This is a genomic window from Herbaspirillum sp. WTB6 (assembly GCF_057457785.1).
The window spans coordinates 764,368-781,994 of sequence record NZ_CP176522.1 but is presented as its reverse complement, the minus strand read 5'-3'; the positions used below and the strand labels follow the sequence as shown (position 1 = coordinate 781,994).

At 63.3% G+C, this 17,627-nt stretch carries 14 protein-coding genes; 12 read left to right on the top strand and 2 right to left on the bottom strand.

Annotated features, from left to right (window positions below; translation table 11 throughout):
• Positions 1 to 358: 358 nt before the first annotated feature.
• The gene (locus ACK2VC_RS03550) at positions 359 to 577 is read left to right on the top strand and encodes a hypothetical protein (protein WP_486732218.1); all 219 of its coding nucleotides are present in this window, start codon (positions 359 to 361) and stop codon (positions 575 to 577) included.
• Positions 578 to 717: 140 nt separating this feature from the next.
• Entirely contained in the window at positions 718 to 2,049 is a 1,332-nt protein-coding gene (locus ACK2VC_RS03545) for a TAXI family TRAP transporter solute-binding subunit (RefSeq protein ID WP_486732216.1), read from the top strand.
• 13 nt (positions 2,050 to 2,062) lie between these two features.
• Here the strand turns inward: ACK2VC_RS03545 and ACK2VC_RS03540 are convergent, their stop codons facing one another.
• Positions 2,063 to 2,527 (bottom strand): rhodanese-like domain-containing protein, encoded by a 465-nt coding sequence (locus ACK2VC_RS03540; RefSeq protein WP_486732215.1) that lies wholly within the window; start codon positions 2,525 to 2,527, stop codon positions 2,063 to 2,065.
• 357 nt (positions 2,528 to 2,884) lie between these two features.
• On the opposite strand from ACK2VC_RS03540, the gene glnA reads away from it, so the two are divergent.
• The 4 genes from glnA (at position 2,885) to ntrC (ending at position 7,824) form a co-directional block, all read left to right on the top strand.
• Positions 2,885 to 4,300, top strand: coding sequence for a type I glutamate--ammonia ligase (gene glnA / locus ACK2VC_RS03535; RefSeq protein WP_486732214.1), 1,416 nt, complete (start codon positions 2,885 to 2,887; stop codon positions 4,298 to 4,300).
• Between the two features lie 171 nt (positions 4,301 to 4,471).
• A complete protein-coding gene (locus ACK2VC_RS03530; RefSeq protein WP_486732213.1) occupies positions 4,472 to 4,954 on the top strand; it encodes a DUF4124 domain-containing protein in 483 nt (160 codons plus the stop codon).
• Between the two features lie 242 nt (positions 4,955 to 5,196).
• A complete protein-coding gene (glnL, locus tag ACK2VC_RS03525) occupies positions 5,197 to 6,282 on the top strand; it encodes a nitrogen regulation protein NR(II) (protein ID WP_486732212.1) in 1,086 nt (361 codons plus the stop codon).
• Between the two features lie 51 nt (positions 6,283 to 6,333).
• Positions 6,334 to 7,824: a nitrogen regulation protein NR(I) gene (ntrC, locus tag ACK2VC_RS03520; protein WP_486733162.1), complete on the top strand. Its 1,491-nt coding sequence runs from the start codon at positions 6,334 to 6,336 to the stop codon at positions 7,822 to 7,824.
• 59 nt (positions 7,825 to 7,883) lie between these two features.
• Here ntrC and prpR read toward each other — a convergent pair whose 3' ends face one another.
• Positions 7,884 to 9,506: a propionate catabolism operon regulatory protein PrpR gene (gene prpR, locus ACK2VC_RS03515; RefSeq protein ID WP_486732211.1), complete on the bottom strand. Its 1,623-nt coding sequence runs from the start codon at positions 9,504 to 9,506 to the stop codon at positions 7,884 to 7,886.
• A 233-nt stretch (positions 9,507 to 9,739) separates the two neighbouring features.
• On the opposite strand from prpR, the gene prpB reads away from it, so the two are divergent.
• Genes prpB through ACK2VC_RS03485 form a run of 6 tightly spaced genes read left to right on the top strand, consistent with a single transcriptional unit; the run spans position 9,740 to position 17,538 of the window.
• Positions 9,740 to 10,636 (top strand): methylisocitrate lyase, encoded by an 897-nt coding sequence (gene prpB / locus ACK2VC_RS03510; protein WP_486732210.1) that lies wholly within the window; start codon positions 9,740 to 9,742, stop codon positions 10,634 to 10,636.
• A gap of 27 nt (positions 10,637 to 10,663) precedes the next feature.
• Positions 10,664 to 11,830, top strand: coding sequence for a bifunctional 2-methylcitrate synthase/citrate synthase (gene prpC / locus ACK2VC_RS03505; protein ID WP_486732209.1), 1,167 nt, complete (start codon positions 10,664 to 10,666; stop codon positions 11,828 to 11,830).
• A gap of 17 nt (positions 11,831 to 11,847) precedes the next feature.
• Positions 11,848 to 12,180: an MliC family protein gene (locus ACK2VC_RS03500; protein ID WP_486732208.1), complete on the top strand. Its 333-nt coding sequence runs from the start codon at positions 11,848 to 11,850 to the stop codon at positions 12,178 to 12,180.
• Positions 12,181 to 12,223: 43 nt separating this feature from the next.
• Positions 12,224 to 14,824, top strand: a complete 2,601-nt coding sequence (acnD, locus tag ACK2VC_RS03495; RefSeq protein ID WP_486732207.1) for a Fe/S-dependent 2-methylisocitrate dehydratase AcnD — start codon at positions 12,224 to 12,226, stop codon at positions 14,822 to 14,824.
• 3 nt (positions 14,825 to 14,827) lie between these two features.
• Positions 14,828 to 16,036, top strand: a complete 1,209-nt coding sequence (gene prpF / locus ACK2VC_RS03490; RefSeq protein ID WP_486732206.1) for a 2-methylaconitate cis-trans isomerase PrpF — start codon at positions 14,828 to 14,830, stop codon at positions 16,034 to 16,036.
• A gap of 47 nt (positions 16,037 to 16,083) precedes the next feature.
• Positions 16,084 to 17,538, top strand: coding sequence for a bifunctional 2-methylcitrate dehydratase/aconitate hydratase (locus ACK2VC_RS03485; RefSeq protein ID WP_486732204.1), 1,455 nt, complete (start codon positions 16,084 to 16,086; stop codon positions 17,536 to 17,538).
• Positions 17,539 to 17,627 lie beyond the last annotated feature (89 nt).

The following is a 17,627-nucleotide window of genomic DNA, read 5'->3' as shown; positions in this document are numbered from 1 at the left end:
GGTGCGCGGGCTTTTTTTTGGTGCGCCGCAAAAATCGATCCCGGTTGTCCGGCGCGCACGGTGCTGCCATTCCCCCGGTTTGGCACAAGTCGCGGCGCATGCGAACTATTCAAACTGATGCGCATCCCAGATACAGGCAGGCAAAGGGACAGGCAACATCGGGCTCAAGCCTGGACAGGAGGAATCCATGCATCGAGCACCCACCCCGGCTCCGGATAGCGAACCGTCCGAAGGCGACGATCCGATTCCAGCCGAAATTCCCCAGCGCGATCCGACTCCGCACCAGGAGCCGGTTCCGCCTCAAAATCCGAGCGCGCGGCCACGGTCGACCGTGCGCCGCGCATGACTGGAGAAGCGCATGACGGGGCGCATCTTGAAGAGCGGCTCGCATATTGCCCGCATGGCGGTGGCGGCGCAGCCGGGCGGTACATTCGAGGCGCAAGTCTATGTGCGGCTGGCGCGCGAACCGGAAGTGGCGGAAACCTATATCCCGGCCGGGATTTTCGACACAGAAGAAGAAGCCTGGGCAGGCGCCAGGCAGCGCGCGACGCGGGCACTGGCGGAGCACGAATTCTAAGAGACTGCGCTAGCGGCGGGTTATGGTTGCAACAGGTCTGGCGACCCGTTTGCCTGTCCCGCCTTTCAGCCCGCTCCGGTAGCTTGCATAATTTCCGCTTTCTTGGCATGGTGGGGCAGCTATTTTGAGACAGGCTCGTCATGCCCCGCGTGTTCCGTTTTTTCCGATTTTCGATTCGAGACTTGCTGGTTACCGCCGGCCCGGCGCTGCTGGCGATCGCCGCCCTGTGCGGGCTGGCATACTGGCTGGTGGATCCTTCCCCGCCGTCGCATCTGACGATTTCCACCGGCCAGGAAAATAGCGCCTATGAAGAATTCGCCAAAAAATATGCAAGCGCGCTGGAAAAAAATCATATCCGGCTCGCGCAAAAACCCTCGCTCGGCTCGCAGGAGAACCTGCAGCGCCTGAACAACCCGGCTGCCGGTATCGACATCGCCTTCGTGCAGAGCGGATCGACCGATCAGGCGGAGGCCGAGCGCAAGGGCTTGATCTCGCTTGGCAGCCTGTTTACGGAACCGGTCTGGCTGTTCTTTCGCGACGGCCGCGATGTCGGCCGGCTGTCCGACCTGAAAGGCTTGAAAATAAATGTTGGCCCCGAAGGCACCGGCGTGCCGCGTCTGTTCCGGCAACTGCTGGACGTCAACGGGGTCGAGCCGGGTCAATTGACACTCGGCGCGCTGGAAAACACACCGGCCACGGTGGCGCTGCTGGACGGCAGTATCGATGGCCTGGTGTTCAGTTCGGCGCCGGATGCGCCGCTGATCCAGATGCTGCTGCAAACGCCCGGCATCCGCCTGCTGGATTTTGCCCAGGCCGAAGCGTATACGCGGCGCCTGCCGTTCCTGTCGCATGTGGTGCTGCCGCGCGGGATCGTCGATCTGGGGCGCGATTTGCCGCCGCACGATGTCCATCTGATCGCGCCGACGGCGACGCTGGTGGGGCGCGAGACGCTGCATCCGGCGCTGATCGATCTGCTGGTGCAGGCGGCGGCCGACATCCACGGCAGCGCCGGCTGGTTTCGCAAGCAGGGCGAGTTTCCGACCGCCAGCTACACCGAAATCCCGGTCGCGTCGGAAGCTGCCAAGTTCTACCGCAACGGCCCGCCGTTCCTGCAGCGCTATCTGCCGTACTGGATGGCCAATTTCACCGAGCGCATGTGGGTGGTGCTGGTGGCGCTGGGCGCGCTGCTGCTGCCGCTGTCGCGCATCGTGCCGCCGCTGTATGTGTGGAAGGTGCGTTCGCGCGTGTTTCGCTGGTATGCGCAACTGCGCTCGGTGGAGCAGGCGATTGAAGAGGTGCCGCCACAACGACGGCGGCAAGACCTGCCGCCCCAGTTGGCGCGCCTGAACGACATCGAGGAACGGGTCAACCGGATTTCGATTCCGCTATCGTTTGCCGACGAGTTGTATGGCTTGCGCGGTCATATCAACCTGGTGCGCAAGCGGGCGCTGTATCTAATGCACGCGCAGTAAGCCGGGTGGCCCGTTACGCCCCGAGCCAGGGCAGTCCGGCGTGGCACCAGCCGCCCACGGTTTTGCGGTGGCCGGCGGCATCCTTACCGCCTTCGAAGCCTTCCAGGATGTCGAAGCAGTTGCGGTAGCCGTGCTCGGTCGCCAGCCTGGCCGCGTGCTGCGAGCGCACGCCGGAACGGCACAGGAACAATAGTACGCTGTCTTTCTCCGCAACCTGCGCCAGTTGCGACAGGAACTGCGGGTTTTGCGCACCGCCTGGATAGCCGTTCCACTCGATTGCCGCTTGCTGGCTCGGCAGGATATCGACTCGCCCGACCCAGTCGCGTTCGGCGTTGGTGCGCACGTCAACCAGTTTAACGTCGGGCTTGGCTTGCAGCAGCGCATATGCTTCCTGCGGGGTCACCGCGCCGGCATAGGGCAGGTTGGCGGCGCGCCCGCGCGCGCAGGCGGTTTCTAGAACTTCAACGGAATTGATCATGGCGAATACCAGGAAAATCGGAATTTAATTTTATGCCATTCCTGAAACAATGGGGCGTAGCGCAGGCGGGGCCGAGTTGCCGCTGCAATACGGCAGAGCATGTGCGCACCAAATTGGTGCATACACGGTTTTTTGCACGATTATCGTGCATTGGCGGGCTCTCTGACGTCGAACCTGGCCGTAATTTTGGTGGCATGGAACCTGCTATCATTCCACGCCAAGTTCCGGCCTGATTGCATGCCGGACGACACCACATCGCGACGCGCGCTGGCCGGAGCGGGTTTTCTGCTCCAGCTTGTCGACGTACAAACTGATGCATTATTGACGCAAACCAGTGGCTCAATTTAGGAGATTTTCATGGCAATGACCGCCGCAGAGGTGTTGAAGATGGCGAAAGACAACGAAGTCAAGTTCGTCGACTTCCGTTTTGCCGACACCAGGGGCAAGGAACAGCACGTGACGGTTCCGGTTTCCCATTTCGACATGGACAAGTTCGAATCCGGCCATGCCTTCGACGGCTCGTCGATCGCTGGCTGGAAGGGTATCGAGGCGTCCGACATGGTGTTGATGCCGGACCCGAACACCGCCAACATCGACCCGTTCATGGAAGAGACCACGCTGTTCATGCAGTGCGACGTGATCGAACCAAGTGACGGCAAGGGCTACGACCGCGATCCACGCTCGATCGCCAAGCGCGCCGAAGCCTATTTGAAGTCGTCCGGCCTGGGCGACACCGCCTACTTCGGTCCGGAACCGGAATTCTTCATTTTCGACAACGTGCGCTGGAACGTCGACATGTCCGGCTGCTTCGTCAAGATCGGTTCCGACGAGGCCTCCTGGTCGACCGGCGCCAAGACCGAAGGCGGCAACAGCGGCCATCGACCGACCGTCAAGGGCGGCTATTTTCCGGTGCCGCCGGTCGACAGCTTCCAGGACATGCGTTCGGAAATGTGCCTGATCCTGGAATCGCTCGGCATCCCGGTCGAAGTGCACCACCACGAAGTCGCCGGCGCCGGCCAGAATGAGATCGGCACCCGCTTTTCGACGCTGGTGGAGCGTGCCGACTGGACCCAGAATACCAAGTACGTGATCTGGAACGTGGCCCACACGTACGGCAAGACCGCCACCTTCATGCCGAAACCGATCGTCGGTGACAACGGCTCCGGCATGCACGTGCACCAGTCGGTCTGGAAGGACGGCAAGAACCTGTTTGCCGGCGACGGCTATGCCGGCCTGTCGGATTTCGCGCTGTACTACATCGGCGGCATCATCAAGCACGCGCGTGCGCTGAACGCGATCACCAACCCCGGTACCAACTCCTACAAACGGCTGGTGCCCGGCTACGAAGCGCCGGTCAAGCTGGCGTATTCCGCGCGCAACCGCTCGGCGTCGATCCGCATTCCGCATGTGCCGAACCCGAAGGGTCGCCGCATCGAAACCCGCTTCCCCGACCCGCTGGCCAATCCGTACCTGTGCTTCGCCGCCTTGCTGATGGCCGGCCTGGATGGCGTGCAGAACAAGATCCATCCGGGCGAAGCGGCTTCCAAGGATCTGTACCACCTGCCGCCGGAAGAAGACAAGCTGATCCCGACCGTTTGCTCCTCGCTCGAGCAGGCGCTGGAAGCCTTGCACAAGGACCGCGAATTCCTGACCCGCGGCGGCGTCTTTTCCGACAACATGATCGATGCCTATATCGAACTGAAGGAGCAGGAAGTGCAGCGCATGCGCATGACCACGCATCCGGTCGAGTTTGACATGTATTATTCGATCTAATCCCCCGGCCCGGCTGCGGCGCCATCAGGAAAGACGGGAGCATTGCCCCCGTCTTTTTTATTTGTGGGAAGGGTGCCAGCCGACCGCGCCGTTGTGGTGGTGGTCGTTTGTCAAGCCTTGGCCGTTATCCTAAAATGGGCGCCGATAGGTTCGCTCCATAGAAGAAGGTGTATGAAACGTCAGTTCCCCGTAATCTTGCTGTTGGCCGTTGCCGCCAGTGCCGCGCATGCACAAAACGAGGTGTATTTGTGCGTCGACCAGAATGGCACCAAGGAATACAAGAATACCGGCGCCACCAAGGGTTGCAAGAAGGTCGATCTGCCGCCGCTGACGATCACCGCACCGGTGAAACGGGCCGCGCCCGCAGCGGCTGCCAAGGCGGCTTCGGCACCGGCCGATTTCCCGAAAATCGACGGCGCCACGCAAAAGGCGCGCGACAACGACCGCAAGCAGATCCTGCAGGACGAAATGAAGCGCGAAGAGCAAAAGCTGGCCGATCTGAAGAAGGAATACAACGACGGCGAACCGGAGCGCCAGGGCAACGAGCGCAATTACGCCAAATATCAGGAGCGGGTGGCGTCAATGAAAGAGGCGATCGAACGCAGCGAGAGAAACATCGAGGCCTTGAAGCGCGAGATGGGCAACCTGAAGTAGGCTGCTGCACGGCGCTTACGCAACATCAGGCCGCCTGCTGCGGCCTTTGTTTTTTTATCGCCGATATCGTTGGTTTTTTCCTATACTATTCTGAAAATGATGGGGTATATGGAAAATATGTCCGTATCAAAAACGGAAATTGCGGTTGATGATGGGAGTATATGAGCGGGGCCGAGTTGGATGACGATATTCCGGCAGCGTCCCGCAACCGTTTCCGGCTCCTTCCTTTTTCTTGCCGATCGATGAAAACACCGCTTGCCCACTTTGACGGCCTCGACCTGCTGGCATCGGCGGTATTGGTCCTGGATGCCGGCGCGCGCATCGTGTACGCCAACCCCGCCGCGGAAAGCCTGCTGGAAAGCTCGAAGAAGAGCCTGCTGCATCAGCCGCTGCGCGAGCTGTTCCTGAATGGCGAGAGCCTGAGCGAGGCGTGCCGCCAGGCCGCCCAGCATCAATTCGCCGATCAGCGCCAGGATTTGACGCTGGAACGCCCCGGGCGCGAAGCACTGCAGGTGCATTGCATCGTCACCGCGCTGGACGACCCGGCGCGGCCGGTACTGATCGAGCTGCGCGAAAACCTGCAGCAGCGCAAGCTGAACCGCGAGCAGCGCCTGCTGGACCAGAGCGTTGCCAACAAGGAGCTGATCCGCAACTTGGCGCATGAAATCAAGAATCCGCTGGGCGGCATCCGCGGCGCGGCGCAACTGCTGGAACTGGAGTTGCCGGAGCTGGAGCTGGCCGAGCGGCGCCGGCGCGAATTGCGCGAGTACACGCAAGTGATCATCAAGGAAGCCGACCGCCTGCAAACGCTGGTGGATCGCCTGCTGGCGCCGCACCGGCGGGCGCAGGTGGTGGGCGACGTGAATATCCATGAAGTCTGCGAGCGGGTGCGCAGCCTGATCCTGGCCGAGTTTCCGCATGGCCTGACGATCACGCGCGATTACGACCTGTCGGTGCCGGAGTTTCGCGGCGACAAGGAACAACTGATCCAGGCGGTGCTGAACGTGGCGCGCAACGCGGCGCAGGCGCTGGCCGCGCGCATCCGCGCAGGCGATGCCGAGTTGACGCTGCGCAGCCGCATCGCGCGCCAGGCGACGCTGGCCGGGGTGCGCTACCGGCTGGCACTGGACTTGCATATCATCGACAATGGTCCGGGCATCCCGCCCGACATCCAGGAGCGTATTTTTTACCCGCTGGTGTCCGGCGGCGACGGCAGCGGCCTAGGGCTGACGCTGGCGCAGAATTTCGTGCAGCAGCACGGCGGCGTGATCGAATGCGAGACCCGGCCCGGATATACCGATTTCAGGATACTGCTGCCGCTGCCTTGACCCATGGCGGCAGCCAACACGGAAGCCAAACCGATGGAAGCTGAACCGGCCATGAAGCCGATCTGGATCGTCGACGACGATGAATCGATACGCTGGGTGCTGGAAAAAGCGCTGGCGCGCCAGAATCTGGCGAGCGCAAGTTTTTCCAATGCCCAGGACGCGATCGAGGCGCTGCGGCATGGCACACCGCAGGTGCTGGTCACCGACATCCGCATGCCGGGCGAATCCGGGCTGGCCTTGCTGCAGGCAGTCAAGGCCGCACATCCCGGCCTGCCGGTGATCATCACCACCGCCTTTTCCGATCTCGATTCGGCGGTGGCCGCGTTCCAGGGCGGCGCCTTCGAATACCTGGCCAAGCCGTTCGACGTCGACCGCGCGGTCGAGCTGATCCGGCGCGCCCTGGCGGAAAGCGTGCGCGAGGCGAATGTCGAGCAGGCGGTGGGCGATACCGCCGAGATGCTGGGCCAGGCGCCGGCCATGCAGGACGTGTTTCGCGCCATCGGCCGCCTGGCGCAATCGCACGTGACGGTGCTGATCACCGGCGAATCCGGCACCGGCAAGGAACTGGTGGCGCGCGCACTGCACAAGCACAGCCCGCGCGCGGCGCAGCCGTTCATCGCGCTGAACACGGCGGCGATCCCGAAGGATTTGCTGGAATCCGAATTGTTCGGCCATGAGCGCGGCGCCTTCACCGGCGCCCAGGCGGCGCGCCGTGGGCGCTTCGAGCAGGCCGAGGGCGGCACCCTGTTTCTCGACGAAATCGGCGACATGCCGTTCGACCTGCAGACGCGGCTGTTGCGCGTGCTGTCCGACGGCCATTTCTACCGGGTCGGCGGCCATCAGCCCTTGAAGGCCAACGTACGCGTGATCGCCGCCACTCACCAGAACCTGGAACAGCGCGTCAAGGAGGGCTTGTTCCGCGAAGACCTGTATCACCGGCTGAACGTGATTCGCCTGCGCCTGCCCAGCCTGCGCGAGCGGCGCGAAGACATTCCGCTGCTGGCGCGCCATTTCCTGGCGCAAAGCGCGAAGCAACTCGGCGTCGAGCCGAAACGGCTGTCGAATGCGGCGCTGCGATTCTTGAGCGGGCTCGACTTGCCCGGCAACGTGCGGCAACTGGAAAACCTGTGCAACTGGATCACCGTGATGGCGCCGGGACAGACAGTCGGGATCGAGGACTTGCCGCCGGAACTGGTGGCGGCACAAGGCTCGCATCCTGTGGCGCCCGCGGCGGCCCATGCCGGCAGCGTGGCCGCCGTAGTCCCGGATGGCGGTCTCGTGGCCGGCGACAACGTCGCGCAGAAGAGCGTCAGCGCCGACTGGATGAGCTTGCTGGAACAGGCCGCGGCCGGCATGCTGACGGACGGCCGCGCCAACATCATGGCTACCCTTGGCCGCGAATTTGAAGCGGCGCTGATCAAGGCCGCCTTGAAACATACCCACGGCCGCAAACACGATGCGGCAATCCGGTTGGGCATCGGCCGCAATACCATCACGCGCAAGATCCAGGAATTTGCCATCGACGGTGCGCGCGAGGATTGATACGGATTCGCGCCTTGTTTCCCTCTTTGATTGCGAGTCCGTACAAGGGCCGGCGCGCCCTATCTGGTTGAGTTCGGCCGCTTCAGTTTGCGCCACAGCGTCGTGCGGCTGATTCCAAGGTGCTTGGCCGCCGCTTCGCGATTGCCATCAAAGCGCGCCAGCACCTGTTCGACCGAGTCGATTGGTACCGCGGCGCCGCGCGCTGGCGGCGCGCCGCTTGCCAACGCCTGGCCGAGTTCCGGCGCGGCCGCCAACATGAAGCTCGAGGTAAGCGCCTGCAGCGGCTCGGCGGCCAGAAACAGCGCGATGCGCTGCATCAGGTTGCGTAGTTCACGCACGTTGCCGGGCCATGCATAGCCGGCCAGCAGCGGCGCGCAGGCGGCCACTTCCGCATGCAGGTTCGGGTGCGGGCGGGCACCGAGCGCGGCCAGCGCATTCTTCAGGCACCACACCGTCAGCGGCACCAGATCCTCGGGCCGTTCGCGCAGCGGCGGCAGCGCCAGCCGCAGCACGCCCAGCCGGTAGAACAGGTCGGCGCGGAACAAACCCTCCTTGACGCGCTGTTCCAGGTCGCAGTGGGTCGCGCTGACGATGCGCACGTTGACCGGGATCGGCCGGGTGCCGCCGACGCGCACGATTTCGCGCTCCTCCAGCACGCGCAGCAAGCGGGTTTGCAGCGGCAGCGGCATTTCGCCGATCTCGTCGAGAAACAGCGTGCCGTGGTTGGCAGCCTCGAACAGGCCGGCATGACCGCCGCGGCGCGAGCCGGTGAAGGCGCCTTCCTCGTAGCCGAACAATTCTGATTCCAGCAGTGATTCGGCCACCGCACCGCAATTCAGCGCCACGAACGGCTTGTTCACGTTGCCGTGCGCGCGGATGCTTTCGCGGTGGATCGCCTGCGCCGCCAGTTCCTTGCCGGTACCGGTCTCGCCCTGGATCAGCACCGTGGCTGGCGAGCGGGAAAACAGCACGATCGCTTGCCGTACCCGCTGCATCGCGTCGGAATCGCCGCGGAGGTCGTTGATGCCGTGTTTGGCGCGCAGGGTGTCCACCACTTGCGGCAGTCGGCCGCGCACCGCTTCCAGCCTTGTCAAGCGCGCCAGTTCCAATGCGTCGCCAAAAGCCTGCCGGATCGAAGCCGGTGAATAGACGAAGATGCCGGCCAGGCCGGCTTCCTGCGCCAGGTCGGTAATCAGGCCGGCACCGACCACGGCCTTGATGCCGGCCGCCTTCAGCTCGCTGATCTGGGTGCGCGCATCTTCTTCGGTGACGTAGGTGCGCTGGGCGATCTGCAGGCCGAACACGGTCTGGAATTCGGCCAGTTCCGGCATTGTTTCCTGGTAGGTGACAACCGCGACCGCCGGCGTGATCCTGCGCGCCCGCGCCAGCGCCGCCATGACATCGAAGCCGCTGGCCTTGGCGATCACCACCGGTACCGCCAGCCGGCTTTTCAGATAGGCACCGTTGGAGCCGGCGGCGATCACGGCATCGCAGCGCTCGGTAGCGAGACGTTCGCGGATATGGCGCACCGCGTCTTCGAAGCCGAGGTTGATCGGTTCAATCGTCGCGCGGTCGTCGAATTCAAGCGTGATGCCGCGAAACAATTCGATCAGGCGCGAGACCGAAACGGTCCAGATCACCGGTTTGTCGCTATCGGGCATGGAGTAGGAAGCGGGTGGCATGTCTCAATCTATGTTTCAAGCGTTTCAATTGTAACGTACATTGAAACAAGACAGGTCTGGATATTTTTGACGGGCAATGGCTGCCGTGCCGCTAAGTATCTGAATCCGCAAGCATCCTGGATAATTGGCAAAAATACGAATTGTCGATCCGGCAAGATGTGAATCTTGGCACGCTGCTTGCAATAGAGTGGCAAGCCTCTTTTCATGAAACATCCCATCGCACAGGATTACCTATGACACTTCGTTCCGCAGGAGCTGCCTTTCGTCAGGCGGTGCAAGAAGAATCGCCGCTGCAGGTGATCGGGGCCATCAACGCCAATCACGCGCTGCTGGCCAAGCGCGCCGGCTTTCGCGCCATCTATCTGTCCGGCGGCGGTGTCGCCGCCGGTTCGCTCGGCTTGCCGGATCTCGGCATTTCCAATCTCGACGACGTGCTGACCGACGTGCGCCGCATCACCGACGTCTGCGACCTGCCGTTGCTGGTCGACGTCGATACCGGCTTCGGCGCCTCGGCCTTCAACGTCGCCCGCACTGTCAAGTCAATGATCAAGTTCGGCGCGGCGGCCATCCATATCGAGGACCAGGTCGGCGCCAAGCGCTGCGGCCATCGGCCCGGCAAGGAGATCGTCGGCAAGCAGGAGATGGTCGACCGCATCAAAGCCGCGGTCGATGCCCGCACCGATGACGATTTCGTCATCATGGCGCGTACCGACGCGCTGGCGGTGGAGGGGCTGGAGGCTGCGCTGGAACGCGCGATTGCCTGCGTCGAAGCCGGCGCCGACATGATCTTCCCGGAAGCGATCACCGAGCTGTCGATGTACAAGACCTTCGCCGACGCGGTCAAGGTGCCGGTGCTGGCCAACATCACCGAGTTCGGCGCCACGCCGCTATATACGGTGGAAGAGCTGAAGGGTGTTGGCGTCGGGCTGGTGCTGTATCCGCTATCGGCCTTCCGCGCGATGAACAAGGCGGCCGAGAACGTCTATACCGCGATCCGCCGTGACGGCACGCAAAAGAACGTGGTCGATACGATGCAAACCCGCATGGAGCTGTATGAGCGCATCGACTACCATGCATTCGAACAAAAACTGGATGCGCTGTTCGCGCAGCAGGGCCAGAAAACCAAATAACAGCTTAACGCAAATGAGGAGAGCCACATGAGTGAAGTACGCAACGAAGCACAAGCTGCAGGCTTCAAGCCGAAAAAATCGGTCGCGCTGTCCGGCGTCACCGCCGGCAACACCGCGCTGTGCACCGTCGGCAAGACCGGCAACGACCTGCATTACCGCGGCTACGACATTCTCGACATCGCCGATACCAGCGAATTCGAGGAAATTGCGCACCTGCTGGTGCACGGCAAATTGCCGACCACGGCTGAACTGAAAGCCTACAAGGCCAAGCTGAAGGCACTGCGCGGTTTGCCGGCCAACCTGAAGGCGGCGCTGGAATGGCTGCCTGCGTCCTCGCATCCGATGGACGTGATGCGCACTGCGGTCTCGGTACTCGGTTGCGTATTGCCGGAGAAGGACGACCACAATACCCCCGGCGCGCGCGACATCGCGGACCGCCTGATGGCCTCGCTCGGCTCAGCCTTGCTGTACTGGTACCACTACAGCCATAACGGCAAACGGATCGAAGTCGAAACCGACGACGACTCGATCGGCGGCCACTTCCTGCACCTGCTGCATGGCGAGAAGCCGTCCAAGCTCTGGGAAAAGGCGATGCACACTTCGCTGATCCTGTATGCCGAGCACGAGTTCAACGCCTCCACCTTCACCGGCCGCGTGATTGCCGGCACCGGTTCCGACATGTTTTCCGCGATCGCCGGCGCGATCGGCGCTCTGCGCGGCCCGAAACACGGCGGCGCCAACGAGGTCGCGTTCGAGATCCAGAAGCGCTACGACAATCCGGACGAAGCCGAAGCCGACGTCAGGAAGCGCGTCGAGAACAAGGAAGTCATCATCGGCTTCGGTCATCCGGTCTACACTGTTTCCGATCCGCGCAACAAGGTGATCAAGGAAGTTGCCAAGCATCTGTCGAAGGACGCTGGCTCGATGAAGATGTTTGACATCGCCGAGCGGCTGGAGTCGGTAATGTGGGACGTCAAGAAGATGTTCCCGAATCTCGACTGGTTCTCGGCCGTGTCGTATCACATGATGGGCGTGCCGACCGCGATGTTTACGCCGCTGTTCGTGATCGCGCGCACTTCCGGCTGGGCCGCGCACATCATCGAGCAGCGCATCGACAACAAGATCATCCGTCCTAGCGCGAACTACGTCGGGCCGGAAGACCTGAAGTTCGTGCCGATCGGCAAGCGCAAGTAGGCCGGAGCCGCGAGCGAATGAAGCTGCGCATACTCTGCCTCCTGCTCGCCGCCACCTGCATCTCCGGGGCGGCGGGCGCGGCAGGCAAGCCGGCGTATTTTGCTGCGCGCTACGCCTGCGAGGACGGCCTGCGAATACGCGTCGCCTACCCGGTCGATCACCTGGCCGGGCATCCGATCACCCTGCGCTTCGGTGGCAGGCGCGTGACGATGCGCCATGCGGTGTCCGCCTCCGGCGCCCGCTACGAGAATCGTGGGGAGCGGCTCGAATGGTTCATCAAGGGCGACCAAGGCATGCTGATTGACGGCGCGGCCGGTCGCACCGTCCATTGCAAGGTTACGGCACCCTGAAAACGGAAGGGCGAACCTTCCTCATCCTGAGATTGACTTGTACATGAATACTGCATACCGCAAACCTCTGCCGGGCACCCAACTGGATTATTTCGACACGCGCGCCGCGGTCGATGCGATCCAGCCCGGCGCTTACGACAAGCTGCCGTACACCTCGCGCATCCATGCCGAAAACCTGGTGCGCCGCTGCGACCCGGCGATCCTGGCCGATTCCCTGAAGCAACTGATCGAACGCCGCCGCGATCTGGATTTTCCGTGGTTCCCGGCCCGCGTGGTTTGCCACGATATCCTCGGCCAGACCGCGTTGGTGGATCTGGCCGGCCTGCGCGATGCGATTGCCGACAAGGGCGGCGACCCCAGCCAGGTCAACCCGGTGGTTCCAACTCAGCTGATCGTCGACCACTCGCTGGCGGTCGAGTACGGCGGCTTCGACAAGGAGGCGTTTGCCAAGAACCGTGCGGTTGAAGACCGCCGCAACGAAGACCGCTTCCACTTCATCGACTGGACGAAAAAAGCGTTCAAGAACGTCGACGTGATCCCGCCGGGAAACGGCATCATGCACCAGATCAATCTGGAGCGGATGTCGCCGGTGATCCATGCGCGCGATGGCGTGGCCTTTCCCGACACGCTGGTCGGCACCGACAGCCACACCCCGCACGTTGATGCGCTGGGCGTGATCGCGGTCGGCGTCGGCGGCCTGGAAGCGGAAAGCGTGATGTTGGGCCGCGCCTCCTGGATGCGCCTGCCGGACATCGTTGGCGTGGAGCTCGCCGGCAGGCCGGGCCCGGGCATTACCGCCACCGACGTGGTGCTGGCGCTGACCGAATTTTTGCGGCGCGAAAAAGTGGTCGGCGCTTATCTTGAATTCTACGGCGAGGGCGCCGCCGCGCTGACATTGGGCGACCGCGCCACCATCTCCAACATGACGCCGGAGTTCGGCGCCACCGCGGCGATGTTCTACATCGACCAGCAGACCATCGACTACCTCAAGCTCACCGGGCGCGAAGACCAGCAGGTGAAGCTGGTGGAAACCTATGCGAAACAGGCCGGCCTGTGGGCCGATGCGCTGCAGACCGCGGAATACGAGCGCGTCCTCAAGTTCGATCTGTCGACCGTGGTGCGCAACATGGCGGGCCCGTCCAACCCGCACAAGCGCCTGCCGACCTCCGACCTGGCGACGCGCGGCATTGCCGCCCGCTGGGAAGAAGTCCCTGGCCAGATGCCGGACGGCGCCGTGATCATCGCGGCGATCACTAGTTGCACCAACACCAGCAATCCGCGCAACGTCATCGCTGCGGCCCTGCTGGCGCGCAACGCCAACGCGCGCGGCCTGACGCGCAAGCCCTGGGTAAAATCCTCGCTCGCCCCAGGCTCCAAGGCGGTCCAGCTCTACCTGGAAGAAGCGAAGCTGCTATCGGAGCTGGAGCGCTTGGGCTTCGGCATCGTCGGCTTCGCCTGCACCACCTGCAACGGCATGAGCGGGGCGCTGGACCCGAAGATCCAGCAGGAAATCATCGACCGCGACCTGTACGTCACCGCCGTGCTGTCCGGTAACCGCAACTTCGACGGCCGCATCCATCCTTACGCCAAGCAGGCCTTTCTCGCCTCGCCGCCGCTGGTTGTCGCCTATGCGATTGCCGGCACCGTGCGCTTCGACATCGAAAAGGATGCGCTGGGCACCGGCGCCGACGGCAAGCCAGTGACGTTGAAGGACATCTGGCCAAGCGACGAGGAGATCGATGCGGTGATCGCCGCAAGCGTCAAGCCCGAGCATTTCCGCAAGGTATATGAGCCGATGTTCACCTTTACCAGAGGCCAGGGCGAGAAGGTCAGTCCGCTGTATGATTGGCGGCCGCAGAGCACCTACATCCGGCGCCCACCATACTGGGAAGGCGCGCTGGCCGGCGAACGCGCGTTGCGGGATTTGCGGCCGCTGGCGGTGCTGCCCGACAACATCACGACCGACCATCTGTCGCCGTCCAACGCAATTCTTCTGGATTCCGCTGCCGGCGAATACCTGGCGAAGATGGGTTTGCCGGAGGAGGACTTCAACTCTTACGCCACTCACCGCGGCGACCACCTGACTGCGCAGCGCGCCACCTTCGCCAATCCGAAGCTATTCAACGAAATGGTGCGCAACGCCGACGGCAGCGTGCGCCAGGGTTCGCTGGCGCGCATCGAGCCGGAAGGCCAGGTGGTGCGCATGTGGGAGGCGATCGAAACCTACATGGCTCGCCGCCAGCCGCTGATCATCATCGCCGGCGCCGACTACGGCCAAGGCTCCTCGCGCGACTGGGCCGCCAAGGGCGTGCGCCTGGCTGGGGTGGAAGCAATTGCGGCCGAAGGCTTCGAGCGCATCCACCGCACCAACCTGGTCGGCATGGGCGTGCTGCCGCTGGAATTCAAGCCGGGCACGACGCGCCTGACGCTGGGCATCGACGGCACCGAAACCTTCGACGTGATTGGCGAGCGCAAGCCGGGCGCCGATCTGACGCTGGTGATCCGCCGCCGGAATGGCGAGCGCGTCGAGGTCCCGGTGACCTGCCGGCTTGACACTGCCGAGGAAGTCTCGATCTACGAAGCAGGCGGTGTGCTGCAGCGCTTCGCCCAGGATTTCCTCGAATCGTCAACCAAGGTTGCCTGAACCATGGCTCATCTACCCCAGATCAGGATTCCCGCCACCTATTTGCGTGGCGGCACCAGCAAGGGCGTGTTCTTTCGGCTGCAGGATTTGCCGGCGGCTGCGCAGGTGGCAGGCGCGGCGCGCGATGCGCTGCTGTTGCGCGTGATCGGCAGCCCGGACCCGTACGGCAAGCAGATCGACGGCATGGGCGGTGCGACTTCAAGCACCAGCAAGACCGTGATCGTCGGCAAGAGCAGCCGGCCGGATCATGACATCGATTACCTGTTCGGCCAGGTCTCGATCGACAAGCCGTTCGTCGATTGGAGCGGCAACTGCGGCAACCTGTCGGCGGCGGTGGGGCCGTTCGCGATCGCCAACGGCCTGGTCGATGCCGACCGCATCCCGCAGGACGGTGTCGCTACTGTGCGCATCTGGCAGGCCAACATCGGCAAAACCATCATCGCGCGGGTGCCGATCACTGGCGGCGCGGTGCAGGAAACCGGCGATTTCGAGCTCGACGGCGTGACCTTCCCGGCGGCCGAGGTACAGCTCGAATTCATCGACCCGGCCGCAGAGGAAGAGGGCGTGGGCGGCGCGATGTTCCCGACTGGAAACCTGGTGGACGATCTCGAAGTGCCGGGTGTTGGCACGCTGAAGGCGACCATGATCAACGCCGGCATTCCGACCATCTTCGTCAACGCCGAAAGCCTCGGCTATACCGGCACCGAATTGCAGGACGCGATCAACGGCGATCCCAAGGCGCTGGCGATGTTCGAGACGATCCGCGCCCACGGCGCGCTGCGCATGGGCTTGATCAAGCATCTGGAGGAAGCCGCCAAGCGCCAGCACACGCCGAAGGTGGCGTTTGTCGCCAGACCGGCCGACTATATTGCCTCCAGTGGCAAGAAAGTCGCCGCCGGCGATATCGACCTGCTGGTGCGGGCGCTGTCGATGGGCAAGCTGCATCACGCGATGATGGGGACCGCGGCGGTTGCCATCGGCACCGCCGCCGCGATCCCGGGCACGCTAGTCAATCTCGCCGCCGGCGGCGGTACGCGCCAGGCGGTGCGTTTCGGCCATCCCTCGGGCACCTTGCGGGTTGGAGCAGAAGCGATCCAGAGCGAGGGCAGCGGCGAATGGAGCGTCACCAAGGCGATCATGAGCCGCAGCGCCAGGGTGTTGATGGAAGGGTGGGTACGCGTACCCGGCGACGCGTTCCAGGAAACCCGCTGAAGAGCCAAGTCGCCGATTTTCGGAGCCGATTCAACATGAAACCTGATATGAAATCCGATTTGAAATCGACCAGGCGCCCCAAGTGGGACCAGGTCCTGACCGATATCGTCGACTACGTCACCAAGTACAAGATTAGCTCGAAGCTCGCCTACGACACCGCCCGCAACTGCCTGATCGACACCCTCGGCTGTGGCCTGGAGGCGCTGGAATATCCGGCCTGCAAGAAGCTGATGGGGCCGATCGTGCCCGGCACCGTGGTGCCGCACGGCGCCAAGGTGCCGGGCACGCAGTTCCAGCTCGATCCGGTGCAGGCCGCGTTCAACATCGGCGCAATGATCCGCTGGCTGGATTTCAACGACACCTGGCTGGCGGCCGAATGGGGCCATCCGTCGGACAATCTGGGCGGCATCCTGGCCACCGCCGACTGGCTCTCGCGCAACGCGGTCGCGGCCGGCAAGAAGCCGCTGACGATGAAGGACGTGCTGACCGGCATGATCAAGGCGCACGAGATCCAGGGCTGCATCGCACTGGAAAACTCATTCAACAAGGTCGGCCTGGATCACGTGGTGCTGGTCAAGGTGGCCTCGACCGCGGTGGTGGCCGAGATGCTCGGCTTGAGCCGCGACGAAATCCTGAACGCGGTGTCGCTGGCCTGGGTCGATGGCCAGTCGCTGCGCACCTACCGCCACGCGCCGAATACCGGCTCGCGCAAGTCGTGGGCGGCGGGCGACGCCACCGCGCGCGCTGTGCGCCTGGCGCTGATGGCGAAGACCGGCGAGATGGGCTATCCGTCGGTACTGACCGCCAAGACCTGGGGCTTCTACGATGTGCTGTTCAAGGGCCAGCCGTTCCAGTTCCAGCGCAAGTACGAGTCGTATGTGATGGAAAACATCCTGTTCAAGATTTCCTTCCCGGCCGAGTTCCACTCGCAGACCGCAGTCGAGGCGGCGATGAGCTTGCACGCGCAACTGGCGAAGGCCGGCAGGTCGATTGAGGAAATCAAGGGAATCACGATCCGTACCCACGAAGCCTGTATCCGCATCATCGACAAGAAGGGGCCGCTGAACAACCCGGCCGACCGCGACCACTGCATCCAGTACATGGTGGCGGTGCCGTTGATCTTCGGCCGCCTGACCGCCGCCGACTACGAGGACGGCGTCGCCGCCGACCAACGCATCGACGCCTTGCGCGAGAAGATCGTCTGCGTCGAGGACCCGGCCTTCACCAAGGATTACCACGACCCGAAGAAGCGCTCGATTGCGAATGCGCTGACGGTCGAATTCAAGGACGGCAAGAAGTTGAAGGAGGTCGTGGTCGAATATCCGATCGGCCATGCGCGCCGGCGCAAGGAAGGCATTCCGCTGTTGGAGGCGAAGTTCAGGACCAACCTGGCGCGCCAGTTCCCGGCCAGGCAGCGGCAATTGATCCTGGACGTGTCGCTCGACCAGAAGAAACTGGAAGCGATGCCGGTGCACGAGTATGTGGACTTGTATGTGATTTAAGCCGGCAGACCGACGACCCCGCCCCCGGGCCGGGCCGCTGCTGCCAAAATCGAAAACGGTGCGACTGCAAAAAAGCCGCGCAAGCATTT